Source organism: Enterobacter sp. UPMP2052 (assembly GCF_053709675.1).
On record NZ_JBSKJR010000002.1, the window covers coordinates 1 to 12,764 of the forward strand.

13 protein-coding genes and 2 tRNA genes are annotated in these 12,764 nt (G+C 54.4%); 11 read left to right on the forward strand and 4 right to left on the reverse strand.

Annotation, left to right across the window (positions count from 1 at the left end; translation table 11 throughout):
• Positions 1-48 precede the first annotated feature (48 nt).
• Both ACWKX3_RS10160 and dkgB read left to right on the forward strand, forming a co-directional pair.
• Positions 49-125: transfer RNA gene (locus tag ACWKX3_RS10160), tRNA-Asp, on the forward strand.
• 161 nt (positions 126-286) lie between these two features.
• On the forward strand, positions 287-1,090 hold the full coding sequence (dkgB, locus tag ACWKX3_RS10165; protein WP_454541695.1) for a 2,5-didehydrogluconate reductase DkgB: 804 nt from the start codon (positions 287-289) through the stop codon (positions 1,088-1,090).
• 30 nt (positions 1,091-1,120) lie between these two features.
• Here the strand turns inward: dkgB and yafC are convergent, their stop codons facing one another.
• The gene (gene yafC / locus ACWKX3_RS10170; protein ID WP_058609363.1) at positions 1,121-2,026 is read right to left on the reverse strand and encodes a DNA-binding transcriptional regulator YafC; all 906 of its coding nucleotides are present in this window, start codon (positions 2,024-2,026) and stop codon (positions 1,121-1,123) included.
• A 104-nt stretch (positions 2,027-2,130) separates the two neighbouring features.
• Between yafC and ACWKX3_RS10175 the strand changes: the two genes are divergently transcribed.
• The 3 genes from ACWKX3_RS10175 to ACWKX3_RS10185 all read left to right on the forward strand — a co-directional run bounded on the left by ACWKX3_RS10175 (position 2,131) and on the right by ACWKX3_RS10185 (position 5,095).
• Positions 2,131-3,306, forward strand: a complete 1,176-nt coding sequence (locus ACWKX3_RS10175) for an MFS transporter (protein WP_058609362.1) — start codon at positions 2,131-2,133, stop codon at positions 3,304-3,306.
• Positions 3,307-3,443: 137 nt separating this feature from the next.
• The gene (locus ACWKX3_RS10180) at positions 3,444-4,244 is read left to right on the forward strand and encodes an endonuclease/exonuclease/phosphatase family protein (protein WP_042320745.1); all 801 of its coding nucleotides are present in this window, start codon (positions 3,444-3,446) and stop codon (positions 4,242-4,244) included.
• Positions 4,245-4,321: 77 nt separating this feature from the next.
• A complete protein-coding gene (locus tag ACWKX3_RS10185; protein ID WP_101738195.1) occupies positions 4,322-5,095 on the forward strand; it encodes a class I SAM-dependent methyltransferase in 774 nt (257 codons plus the stop codon).
• Between the two features lie 52 nt (positions 5,096-5,147).
• Here ACWKX3_RS10185 and mltD read toward each other — a convergent pair whose 3' ends face one another.
• Together mltD and gloB are read right to left on the reverse strand one after the other, a co-directional pair.
• Positions 5,148-6,512 carry a murein transglycosylase D gene (gene mltD / locus ACWKX3_RS10190; RefSeq protein WP_006176775.1) on the reverse strand — a complete coding sequence of 455 codons (1,365 nt, stop codon included), beginning with the start codon at positions 6,510-6,512 and terminating at the stop codon, positions 5,148-5,150.
• 68 nt (positions 6,513-6,580) lie between these two features.
• Positions 6,581-7,339 (reverse strand): hydroxyacylglutathione hydrolase, encoded by a 759-nt coding sequence (gene gloB / locus ACWKX3_RS10195; protein WP_454541696.1) that lies wholly within the window; start codon positions 7,337-7,339, stop codon positions 6,581-6,583.
• 32 nt (positions 7,340-7,371) lie between these two features.
• Here gloB and ACWKX3_RS10200 point away from each other — a divergent pair, with 32 nt between their 5' ends.
• A complete protein-coding gene (locus tag ACWKX3_RS10200; RefSeq protein ID WP_006176777.1) occupies positions 7,372-8,088 on the forward strand; it encodes a class I SAM-dependent methyltransferase in 717 nt (238 codons plus the stop codon).
• Here ACWKX3_RS10200 and rnhA read toward each other — a convergent pair whose 3' ends face one another.
• Positions 8,089-8,556 carry a ribonuclease HI gene (gene rnhA, locus ACWKX3_RS10205; RefSeq protein WP_006176778.1) on the reverse strand — a complete coding sequence of 156 codons (468 nt, stop codon included), beginning with the start codon at positions 8,554-8,556 and terminating at the stop codon, positions 8,089-8,091.
• 64 nt (positions 8,557-8,620) lie between these two features.
• Between rnhA and dnaQ the strand changes: the two genes are divergently transcribed.
• From dnaQ to ACWKX3_RS10230, 5 genes are all read left to right on the forward strand, one after another.
• Positions 8,621-9,352 carry a DNA polymerase III subunit epsilon gene (gene dnaQ / locus ACWKX3_RS10210; protein ID WP_072208784.1) on the forward strand — a complete coding sequence of 244 codons (732 nt, stop codon included), beginning with the start codon at positions 8,621-8,623 and terminating at the stop codon, positions 9,350-9,352.
• 129 nt (positions 9,353-9,481) lie between these two features.
• A tRNA-Asp gene (locus ACWKX3_RS10215) sits at positions 9,482-9,558 on the forward strand.
• 395 nt (positions 9,559-9,953) lie between these two features.
• Positions 9,954-10,673 (forward strand): FadR/GntR family transcriptional regulator, encoded by a 720-nt coding sequence (locus tag ACWKX3_RS10220; RefSeq protein WP_454541697.1) that lies wholly within the window; start codon positions 9,954-9,956, stop codon positions 10,671-10,673.
• On the forward strand, positions 10,670-11,683 hold the full coding sequence (locus tag ACWKX3_RS10225; RefSeq protein WP_202561713.1) for an ABC transporter ATP-binding protein: 1,014 nt from the start codon (positions 10,670-10,672) through the stop codon (positions 11,681-11,683). Before ACWKX3_RS10220 ends, ACWKX3_RS10225 begins: the two co-directional genes overlap by 4 nt.
• Positions 11,680-12,762: an ABC transporter ATP-binding protein gene (locus ACWKX3_RS10230; RefSeq protein WP_454541698.1), complete on the forward strand. Its 1,083-nt coding sequence runs from the start codon at positions 11,680-11,682 to the stop codon at positions 12,760-12,762. The genes ACWKX3_RS10225 and ACWKX3_RS10230 overlap by 4 nt, the downstream gene beginning before the upstream one ends.
• The last annotated feature ends 2 nt before the right edge of the window (positions 12,763-12,764 follow it).

The following is a 12,764-nucleotide window of genomic DNA, read 5'->3' on the forward strand; positions in this document are numbered from 1 at the left end:
TAAGTAGTAAGCCGGTGCATAAATCCGGTGGTTACAGAAGTCTTCGGTGGAGCGGTAGTTCAGTCGGTTAGAATACCTGCCTGTCACGCAGGGGGTCGCGGGTTCGAGTCCCGTCCGTTCCGCCACTTATTGAAAGCCCTGAGCATTTGCTCAGGGCTTTTTCTTGTCCGCGTTATAATTATTGCTTAAACAGCAAAAATCCTCTGCGTTTCACGATCTTTTTCTGCATAACGGCAACAGCGATAATCTTCCTCACTTAATAACATAATGATTTATGAGGAATGACATGACTATCCCTGCACTTGGTCTCGGCACTTTCCGCCTGAAAGACGACGTTGTTATCGCATCGGTAAAAACTGCACTTGAACTGGGCTACCGCACCATTGATACGGCACAGATTTATGAAAATGAAGCAGCCGTTGGTCAGGCCATTGAAGAGAGCGGCGTACCGCGTGATGCACTTTTCATCACCACTAAAATCTGGATCGAAAATCTCAGCAAAGATAAGTTGATCCCAAGCCTCAAAGAGAGTCTGAAAAAACTGCGTACGGAGTATGTCGATCTGACGTTGATCCACTGGCCGTCACCGAACGATGCTGTTCCTGTAGAGGAGTTCATGCAGGCACTGCTGGAAGCGAAAGAGCAGGGCTTAACCCGGGAGATCGGTATTTCTAACTTCACGATCCCGCTGATGGAAAAAGCCATTGCGGCGGTAGGTGCCACGAACATCGCCACCAACCAGATTGAACTCTCTCCCTACCTGCAAAACCGTAAAGTTGTGGCATGGGCGAAACAGCACGGGATCCATATTACCTCCTACATGACGCTGGCTTACGGTAAGGCGCTGAAAGACGAAACGATCGGACGTATCGCGCAGAAGCATAACGCCACTGCCGCGCAGGTGATTCTGGCATGGGCGACAGGCGAAGGTTATGCCGTGATCCCGTCATCAACCAAACGTGAAAACCTGGCCAGCAACTTTTTGGCGTTGGATCTCAAGCTGGATGAGGACGATAAAAAAGCGATCGCCGCCCTGGATTGCAACGATCGCCTGGTCAGCCCGGAAGGGTTAGCCCCAGACTGGGACTGAGATTAACCCCTCACCCGATGCCTTAAACCCTCACACAGCTCCTCCTGGAGCTGTTTTTACATGCTCACTCAGGAAGTCGATAAAGGCGCGTATACGCGTACTTACCGCCCTGTCGCTGTAATACACCGCACTAAAAGGCATCTCAACGGGCAAACGCTTATCTGCCATCAGTTCTACGAGTTCGCCGCGCGCAATTTCCTTATCAATCATATAGTCAGACAAACAGGCGATGCCGTTTCCCTCCAGACAAAGTTGTTTCAGCGTCTCACCGCTATTAGACGATAAACCGCAGCTGACTTCGTAAAGTTGCCCGTCATGACAGGCTACAGGCCAGGTATTGAGCGATAAAGGTTCTGTAAATCCCAGGCAGGTATGCTGCTTTAAGTCTTCGACCGTCTCAGGCTTGCCGAACTGCGCGATATACTGTGGCGAAGCAATAATTTTACGATAGCTGGTAAACAGGGGACGGGCGCGCAGACTCGAGTCCGTTAAGTTTCCCGCCCGGATCGCCACGTCGACCTTACGTTCAATCAGGTTGATAAACGTCTCTGACGACACCAGTGAAAGCGTCATCTCCGGATAACGCTCGCGGAAGGGTTTAATCAGCGGCATAAGGAAATGCAGGACGACAGGGGTCGCGGCATCAATACGCAACAGTCCGCGCGGCGTATTACGTGATTCAATGATTTCCGTCTCTGCTGCCGCCATCTCCTGCAAAACAGACTGGACGCGACGGAAGTAGCGTTCACCTTCTTCCGTCAGGCTGAGCTGCCGCGTCGTTCGGTTGAGCAGGCTCACCCCGAGCTTCATCTCTAACTTCTTCACCGAGCGACTGATGGCCGAGTTAGCCTGACCCAGTTGTTCCGCAGCACGGCTAAAGCTGCCGCTCTCTACCACGGCGACAAAGATTGTTAGCTCTTCCGACGTTGCTTTCATTGTTGCACCATCCGCAAAATTCAATTGATATTTTGACCATTTTTGTTATTTAAACACCGGCGCATACTTCGTGTCATCTTAATCCTGAAGAGACGGAGTATTTTATGCCACTGGCGCTACTTGCCCTGACGATCAGTGCTTTTGCAATTGGCACGACCGAATTCGTGATTGTTGGACTGGTTCCAACGATTGCTGACCAACTTTCTATTTCGCTGCCCTCAGCCGGGTTGCTGGTTTCTATATACGCTCTTGGTGTTGCCATCGGCGCGCCCGTGCTGACGGCGCTCACTGGACGGTTTCCACGTAAGCAGCTGCTTATGGCCCTGATGGTGCTGTTTACTGCCGGGAATATCCTGGCCTGGCAGGCACCCGATTACACCACGCTGGTGATAGCCCGCCTGCTGACCGGCCTTGCGCATGGGGTGTTTTTCTCCATCGGCTCGACCATCGCAACCAGCCTGGTCCCGAAAGAGAAAGCCGCATCCGCCATTGCGATTATGTTTGGCGGCCTGACCGTCGCGCTGGTAACCGGCGTGCCGTTAGGGACCTTTATCGGCCAGCATTTCGGCTGGCGCGAAACGTTCCTTGCGGTATCCCTGCTGGGTGTCATTGCCCTGGTGGCTAGCCTGTTATTAGTCCCGTCGACGATCCCCGGTCGTGCCAGCGCCAGCCTGAGCGAACAGCTCAAGGTGCTCACTCACCCACGATTACTGCTCATCTATGCGGTAACGGCTCTGGGTTACGGCGGCGTCTTCACCGCTTTCACCTTCCTTGCGCCAATGATGCAGGATCTCGCGGGCTTTACACCGGGTGCAGTGAGCTGGATCCTACTGGGGTACGGTATCTCCGTGGCGATTGGCAATATCTGGGGTGGCAAACTGGCCGATAAGCACGGCGCGGTCCCGGCGCTGAAGTTCATCTTTGCTGCGCTGGTCGTTCTGCTGCTGGTTTTCCAGTTCACCGCATCGATGCAGTACGCCGCGCTGGTCACGGTTCTGGTGATGGGGATCTTTGCTTTCGGTAATGTGCCGGGCTTGCAGGTATACGTGGTTCAGAAGGCTGAGCTTTATACCCCTAACGCGGTGGACGTGGCATCCGGCCTGAACATTGCGGCGTTTAATATCGGCATCGCGCTCGGCTCGATAATTGGCGGGCAGACCGTGGAGCATTTTGGCCTGGCGCAAACGCCGTGGATTGGTGCGGCGATTGTACTCGTGGCATTCCTGCTGATTGGCCTGAGCGGACGCCTGGATAAACCCGCGCGCGTGGTGATGGGTTGAACCTGTGTAAGTGCTTGCTTACAAAACTGGAAAGCGGTTTCTCAGAAATTGCGTTGAAAGTGTAACCTAAAGTCCCTATAACAGTAGAACCAGTCCGTTTTCCGGGCTGGTTCACGTTACAGAGGTCGTTTCCAAAAGTGCGAAAAAATACCTATGCCATGCGTTATGTTGCCGGAATGCCCGCGGAGAGAATCTTACCTCCGGGGTCGTTTGCGAGCCTTAGCCAGGCATTGCCCGCTGGCACCCCGTTAAGCAGCGATGAAAAAATCCGGGTACTGGTGTGGAATATTTTTAAGCAGCAGCGTGCGGAGTGGTTATCCGTGCTCAAAAATTTTGGAAAGGACGCGCATCTGGTTCTGCTGCAGGAGGCGCAAACCACGCCTGAGCTGGTGAGGTTTGCTACCACTAACTACCTCGCCGCCGATCAGGTGCCTGCGTTTGTCCTGCCGCAACATCCCTCGGGCGTCATGACTCTGTCGGCCGCGCATCCAGTGTACTGCTGCCCGTTACGTGAACGCGAGCCCATCCTGCGCCTGGCAAAATCAGCGCTGGTAACGGTCTATCCGCTGCCGGACACCCGCTTGCTGATGGTAGTGAATATCCATGCAGTCAACTTCAGCCTGGGTGTGGATGTCTATAGTAAGCAGTTACTTCCAATCGGCGATCAGATTGCTCACCACAGTGGACCGATCATCATGGCCGGTGATTTCAACGCCTGGAGTCGCCCGCGCATGAACGCGCTGTACCGCTTCGCGCGTGAAATGTCGCTCCGGGAAGTTCGTTTCAGCGATGACCAGCGCAAAAAAGCGTTTGGTCGTCCACTCGATTTTGTCTTCTATCGTGGTTTAAGCGTGCATGACGCCTCTGTTCTGGTGACGCGCGCCTCCGATCATAATCCTCTACTCGTTGAATTCAGTCCCGGCAAACCTGATAAATAATGGTGTGTCAGGTCTGCCATGGGGCAGGCCTGTACGGGTACTGCCCTTTATTTTGTAACCAACCAAAGGACAGTAAGATGACAACAACGCAATCCCATCATGACAACGTAGAAAAACAGTTTGGTTCACAGGCGAGCGCTTATCTGAGTAGCGCCGTACACGCTTCCGGGCGGGATTTGGTCCGGCTGGGGGAACGTCTGGCTGCTTTCCCACAGGCTCACGTGCTTGATTTAGGCTGTGGAGCAGGGCACGCCAGCTTTACCGCCGCGCAGAAGGTGGCACAGGTGGTGGCGTACGATTTATCCAGCCAGATGCTGGAGGTGGTCGCGGAAGCCGCAAGGGCGAAAGGGCTGAACAACGTTGCTACGCGCCAGGGGTATGCCGAATCCTTACCCTTCGAGGATGAAACATTTGATGTTGTCATCAGCCGTTACTCGGCTCACCACTGGCATGATGTCGGCCAGGCATTACGGGAAGTCAAGCGCGTCCTGAAACCCGGCGGCGTTTTCATCATCATGGATGTGATGTCACCCGGCCATCCTGTGCGCAATATCTGGCTGCAAACGGTCGAGGCGCTGCGCGACACGTCGCATGTACAGAACTACTCCAGCGGCGAGTGGTTATCGTTAATCACCGAGTCCGGCTTAATTTCACGCTCGTTGATAACCGATCGGTTACCGCTGGAGTTCAGCTCCTGGATCGCACGTATGCGCACGCCGGACGCGTTAAGCCAGGCTATTCGTTTATATCAGGAGAGTGCGTCCGCTGATGTGAAGAGGTACTTTGAACTGCAGGAAGATGGCTCGTTTACCAGCGACACCATTATGGCTGAAGCGCAAAAAGCGGGATAAAACAAAAAAGGCACCGGGGGAATCGGTGCCTTTCTTACGTTTCGTCGTGTAATCAGGAGTCTGGTGTGGCGCTGTTTTTCACAAACAACGTCAGCTGGTCACCTGGCTGCAGATTGTCAGTATCATTATTCCAGCGCATCACATCTTTGATGTTCACGCCGTGACGTTTTGCGATACTGGACAGCGAATCACCCTTACGCACGCGATAGGTAATGCTATCGCTGTTTCTGGCAAGACGCTGTGCGCTGCTACCCGCGCCGACCGTCAGAGTCTGACCCACTTTCAGGCCTGAACTGCGCAGGTTATTCCACTGCTGCAGATCTTTCGTATTCACGCCAAGACGTGATGCAATGCCTGAAAGCGTATCGCCTGAACGAACCTTATAACTACGGCTGCTTACCGGCGAGGTATCCGCAATCAGCGTTGACTGAACGGCTGCAATCTCACCCGAAGCTAAAGACTCGCGAAGTTGTTCAGCATGCTTCTGCGGAACCATCACATACTGCGGGCCACTTGCCCCCAGCGTTGAGCCTTTAACGCCTGCATTAAAGGTTTTCAATTTACTTACCGACATGCCCGTCATATCGGCAACCTGTTGAATATCAACCGGGCTGCTGAGACGGACACGCGCCAGTGCACGACTTTCGTCTGGTGTTGGCAGTGATACACCGTAACGCTTGCTGTTCTTAAGAATATCACTCAGAGCCAGCATTTTCGGTACGTAAATCTTCGTTTCCTGAGGCAGCGAAAGCGACCAGAAGTCAGTGGATTTACCACGCGCTCTGTTCGATTTCATCGCCTTAAGTACACGACCTTCGCCGCTATTATACGCTGCGACCGTTAATAACCAGTCGCCGTCAAACATCTTGTTCAGACGTTGCATCATGTCGAGAGCGGCTGTCGTGGAAGCGACAACATCACGACGCGCATCGTAGTTGCGGGTCTGTTTCAAACCATAATTGCGCCCGGTGCTCGGAATGATCTGCCAAATACCTGCGGCATTGGCGCCAGACGTTGCGTGTGGGTCAAAAGCGCTCTCCACTATGGGTAGGAGTACCAGCTCCATAGGCATGTTACGTTTCTTAACCTGCCCGGCTATCCAGTACATATACGGCTCTGCCCGTAACGTTACATCGTGGAGATAGCTCTTATTTCTCAAATACTTCTGTTTCTGTTCGCGAATCCGGCTGTTTTCCGGAATTCCCATCTTTAGCTCGTCGCCAATAGAGGCCCACAAGTTCTGTTCCTGCGCAAATGATGTCCCATCGTCCATCCAACGCGCCGAACTTGTAAACTTCCCTGCTTCCCCTTGACCAGCTGCAGAAAGGCTCTGTGCGTGCTGTTGTACGTTATTGCCAGTCTGCGACTGGCAACCGACAAGCAGGACAGAGGCGAGTAATATCGCTTTTGCCTTCATGTGTGTGTCAATAGTTGCTTAAAAGACGAGCGATGATAACGGTGAAATTTTGAAAAGGCAACCCGCATTTATCTGAAGTTATCTTTCTTTGACCTTAACCATGCAAATCGCGCTTCTGGGTGTTGCAAATTTGTTTCTTTAGGAATTTTATTAATTAAATCAATATCATTTGTGCGTAAAAATAAATTTATTTCTCGCTCTTTTTTCAGAATTACGGGTAGTGTTTTTTGGTTTTTTGCACGTAACTCCTTCACTTTCTGGTAATAATCCTGAATAGCACGATCGTACGGTAGAATGCTGGCCGCAAACTTCATATTCCCTAATGTATACTCATGTGCGCAACATATTACGGTGTCGTCCGGGAGGGCGTTAATCTTCTGTAAGGACTGGTACATCTGCGCTGGCGTTCCTTCGAACAACCTTCCGCAACCGCCGGAAAACAGCGTATCCCCGCAAAAAAGATAAGGCGCGCTGTAGAAACAAATATGTCCTGAAGTGTGACCTGGCGTAGCAAATACGGAAAACGCCAACCCGAGTATGATCACCTTTTCGCCCTCATTGACTACCTGCGTGACGCCTTTATCGCGCGTCTCCACCGGGCCGTACACCGCCAGGTCCGGGAACTGCGCCAGCAGAGCCGGTACGCCGCCCACATGGTCGTTATGGTGATGGGTAAGGAGTATGGCTTCGGGCTGCCAGTTATTGTCGTTGATGGCCTGCAAAATCGGCGCAGCCTCACCCGGATCGACAATGATGCACCGACGAGCGTCGTCAACGATTACCCAGATGTAATTGTCCTGAAAGGCGGGAATACTGATAAGATTCATACATTACCTCTTACGGCGTGGCGGATGTGTTGATGAAACAGGCAAGGATACCTCGAACTGTCGCAGCACCTGAACGTTGGGCGGAATTGCCCTGGGGTGACTATTATCGCGAGGCGTTAGAACGCCAGCTTAAGCCCTGGCTCGCGAAAATGTACGGTTTTCACCTGCTTAAGATTGGCAATCTCAGTGCTGAAATCAATACCGAAAGTTGCGCTATCTCTCATCAGGTGAATGTTTCTCTTAACGGTTCTCCCGTGCAGGTGAAGGCAGACCCGCTGCACCTGCCGTTTGCTGAAAAGTCCGTTGATGCCTGTATGCTGGCACACACGTTGCCCTGGTGCAGTGACCCGCACCGTCTGCTGCGTGAGGCGGATCGCGTGCTTATAGATGACGGCTGGCTGGTCATCAGTGGCTTTAACCCGCTTAGCCTGATGGGGCTGCGTAAGCTGGTTCCCGTACTGCGCCGCACGCCGCCGTATAATAGCCGCATGTTCACAATGACGCGCCAGCTGGACTGGCTTTCACTGTTGAATTTTGAAGTGCTCGGCTATGGCGGTTTTCAGGTACTGCCCTGGACGCGCAAAGGGGGCGTGGTGTTAAGCACCCATCTGCCAGCGTTAGGCTGTATGCAGTTTATCGTGGCGCGTAAGCGGACCATCCCCCTTACGCTTAACCCGATGAAGCAGAGCAAATCAAAAGCCCGGATCCGCCAGACCGTCGGCGCAACACGGCAGTACAAAAAGCCCTGATCAGGCTTCGGCCTGATAGCCAACATCCTCATGCGCAGGGTTGGTTGCGGCCGCGCGGGCGAGCTCGTCGCAGCGTTCGTTTTCGGGATGCCCGGCATGCCCTTTGACCCACTCCCACTTAATAACGTGCTGCCCCAGGGCGGCATCAAGACGCTTCCAGAGATCCACGTTTTTGACCGGCTTCTTCTCTGCGGTTTTCCAGCCGCGTTTTTTCCAGTTATGGATCCACTGGGTAATGCCCTGACGCACGTACTGGCTGTCGGTGCTCAGCGTCACGTCGCAATGCTCCTTCAGCGCTTCCAGCGCCACGATGGCAGCCATCAACTCCATGCGGTTGTTGGTTGTCAGAAAATAGCCTTCGCTAAAAGTTTTTTCATGTTCGCGATAGCGCATAATGGCGCCATAGCCACCTGGCCCTGGGTTGCCCAGACACGATCCATCGGTGAAAATTTCTACCTGTTTACGCATCTCTGGTAGACTTCCTGTATTTGAAACGTTCAGTTAAACGATAAGTCTGACATAAATGACCGCTATGAGCACTGCAATTACTCGCCAGATTGTCCTCGATACCGAAACCACCGGTATGAACCAGATTGGCGCCCACTACGAAGGGCACAAAATCATCGAGATCGGTGCCGTTGAGGTGGTAAACCGTCGCCTCACGGGGAACAACTTCCACGTCTATCTTAAGCCCGACAGGCTGGTCGATCCCGAAGCGTTTGGCGTTCACGGCATTGCCGATGAGTTCTTGCTGGATAAGCCAACCTTTGCGGACGTGGCGGACGAGTTCCTGGAATACATCAAAGGCGCTGAGCTGGTCATCCATAACGCGTCGTTTGATATCGGCTTTATGGATTATGAATTCAGCAAGCTGAACCGCGATATACCGAAAACCAACACGTTCTGTAAAGTCACCGACAGCCTGGCGCTGGCAAGGAGAATGTTTCCGGGCAAGCGTAACAGCCTTGATGCGCTCTGCTCACGCTACGAGATAGACAACACCAAGCGAACGCTGCACGGCGCACTGCTCGATGCCCAGATCCTGGCCGACGTTTATCTGACCATGACCGGCGGGCAGACGTCGATGAAATTCAGTATGGAAAACGAATCCCAGCAGTCGCAGGGCGAGGCGGGAATTCAGCGCCTTGTTCGCCAGGCCAGCCGGTTGCGGGTTGTCCACGCCAGCGATGAAGAGCTGCTTAACCATGAATCCCGCCTGGACCTGGTCCAGAAGAAGGGCGGAAGCTGTATGTGGCGGGGTTAATCACCGATAAATGCGCGTAAAATCGCCGTCCGGGTGATTTTTGCAGCAAACGATTCAAAACGTGAGAAAAAGCGTTGACGAGTTCAGAGGCAAACCGTAATATGCGCCTCGTTCCCCAACGGGAACAGTGGAGCGGTAGTTCAGTCGGTTAGAATACCTGCCTGTCACGCAGGGGGTCGCGGGTTCGAGTCCCGTCCGTTCCGCCACTATTCAGAAGGCCTGAATCAGAAATGATTCAGGCCTTCGTCGTTTTCTCTCCCCTCACGCTATTTACGTATCACTCCCCCCCCCCCTGGCGTGGTTAACAAAAAGTTAATATATGCAGTGCAATTTATTAACAATTGCACGATTTTAGTGCATTAATTGCACTTTTATTGTGCGATATACTCTCATCCGTTCGTAAGTCATACATCCGAATGTAATAATTATGTAAAAATAATTCATAAGAAATCATTCGGTTACCTTTTGTTTTCCAAAAACTTCCTGAACCAATGCGCTATTGGTTCGCTAATTGCTTAATCCTTAGCACGATAAGTAGCACGTCATATCAATAACTTATCGTTAATAAAAACAGAGCAATGATGACAGCGAGCGAACCAATATGGAAAAAGCGTCACGGTTTCTGGCAAATTCCAGCACCGCGCTTGAGCAGTTGCGCGGGCTAATCCACCAGCATGAGTCAACACCAGGCATTCCGCTGCCCACCGAACGTGAGCTGTCGGACACACTCGGCGTAGGACGGCGTGAAGTCCGTCGTGCGCTGGACGTGCTGGAAGAAGAAGGGCGGATCTGGCGTAAACAGGGGAAAGGCACCTTTATCGGTCCGGCTGCCCCCGTTGAACCCCTGGCCCTTCAGGGATTGGTTCAGCAAACCAACCTACTGGAAGTCATGGAAGCTCGTCTGCAGCTCGAACCCGGCTTAGCCCGACTTGCGGCACTGCGTGCCACCAGGGAAAACCTCGCGCTGATGCAGCGCATGCTGGAGCGCATCGATAAGGTCAGCCCGGATGACCGCGATCTGAATGAGCTGTGGGACAGCGCATTTCACCGTGCGATTGCAGAGGCTGCCGGCAACCGCCTGATGCTCGGCCTGTTCGATGTGATTGATGCCGTCCGGCGCGAACCCGGCTGGCAGCATCTGCGCGAGCTTGCCCGCACCCCTGAACGTGTCGATAGCTACAACGACCACCATCATAAAATCATGTCAGCGATTATCCATCGCCAGCCGAACGAGGCTGCCGGCGCGATGCGCGAACATCTGCTCAGCCTGCAAACCGCGCTGATTCAGGCCATTCACAATGAGGACGACGCCACGCTATGACGACAATCCCTTTTAAGGAAACCGCCCCCGTACTGCGGCTGGAAAACCTCAACGTCAGGTTTGCTGGCTCTCCGGTTAGCGTGCTGGACGGCATCTCGCTCTGTGTGAAGGCGGGTGAAACGCTGGCGCTGGTGGGGGAATCCGGCTGCGGAAAAAGCATCACCTCGCTGGCGTTGATGGGGCTGTTGCCCGCCAGCGCGCAAATCGTCAGCGGTGAGATGCACTTCCGCCGCCACGATCTGCGTAAGCTCTCACCGCGGGAATATGCTGACCTGCGCGGCAGCGAGCTGGCGATGATTTTCCAGGAACCCATGACCTCACTGAACCCGGCCTTTACCCTGGGCGACCAGCTCAGCGAGGCGGTCATGCGCCATCAGAATGTCTCACGCGCAGAGGCGATGAACGTGGCGCTGCGCATCCTCGAAAAAGTCCAGATACCGGCCGCTGAGATGCGTCTGAAAGCCTATCCCCACCAGCTCTCTGGCGGGATGCGCCAGCGCGTGATGATCGCTATGGCGCTGATTAACCATCCCCGTTTACTGATTGCCGATGAACCTACCACCGCGCTGGACGTCACCATTCAGGCGCAAATCCTTACGCTGCTCAACACCTTAAAAGAAGAAACGGGCACGGCGGTGCTTATGATTACCCACGATCTGGGCGTGGTGGCCGAGGTGGCTCAGCAGGTCGCGGTGATGTATGCCGGGCAGGTGGTAGAGCAGGGGAGCGTGGAGGCTATCTTTGCCGACCCGCAGCACCCGTACACCATCGGACTGATGGGGTCGATTCCCTCTCTTGGCGCACGTAAAGGTCAGCTCTCCACTATCCCGGGGTCTGTCCCTCTGCCGGGAGCCATGCCGAAAGGCTGCCGTTTTGCTACCCGTTGCCCGTTTGCGCAGACGCGCTGCCACGATGAAAAACCGCCGCTCAACGCCCTCGGTGCGGGCCACGAGGTTGCCTGTTTCCGCGTACCACTGGAACATCACATTGCGCTGGGAGAAATCGCATGACTACACCCATTCTGGAAGCGCGTGACCTGAGCAAGCGCTTTCCCGGTCCTAAAAAACTGTTCGCCCCGGCACGGTTCGTTACGGCGGTCGATCGCGTCTCCCTCGCGGTGATGCCCGGTGAAACGCTGGCGATTGTTGGCGAATCCGGTTCCGGTAAATCTACCCTTGGTCGCCTGCTTCTGCGGTTACTGGGTGCCAGCGAAGGACGCGTGTTTTATCAGGGAGAGGAGATCACCGAAGCATCCGGTGCCCGTCTGAACCAGCTCCGTCGGGAACTGCAAATCATCTTTCAGGATCCCTTCGCCTCGCTGAACCCGCGCATGACCGTCGAGCAAATCGTCGGCGAGCCGCTGTGGCTGCACCAGAAAATGAACAAAAACGATCGCCAGTACCGCGTGGCTGAGTTGCTCAACACCGTGGGGCTGCCCGCCGCCTGGGCCGGGCGTTATCCGCATGAGTTTTCCGGCGGACAGCGTCAGCGTATCGGCATTGCGCGCGCCCTGGCATCCGGTCCAAAACTGTTGCTGGGCGATGAGCCGGTTTCGGCGCTGGACGTGTCCGTCCAGGCTCAGGTGGTGAATCTGCTGGAAAGCCTGAAGCATCAGCTGGGCCTGACGATGGTGATTGTCGCCCACGGTCTGGCGGTCATCCGCCATATGAGCGACCGCGTGGCGGTGATGTATCTCGGGCAAATTGTCGAGCTTGCCACGGTAGATGAAATCTTTGACGCACCGCTGCACCCCTATACCCAGGCGTTAATGGCGTCTGCGCCGCAAATGCAGCCGGGCGTTGAGCGAGACGCGCCGCTGCTGCAGGGGGATTTACCGAACCCGGCCAACCCGCCGTCCGGCTGTCGGTTCCACACCCGCTGCCCGTACGTCACCGACGAATGCCGCCAGGTCGAACCGATCAATCAGCTCCTTGACGGTGGGCGTCAGGTGGCCTGTCACCGCTGGCAGGACATTAATCGCGATCGCAGCGTTATCCAGATAGCACCGCCATCCGCAGCCTTTCTGCGCCGCCGCGCGCTGTTTGAACACGCGGCCACTCACTCCTCCCTTTCTTCAAGGAACTCATGATA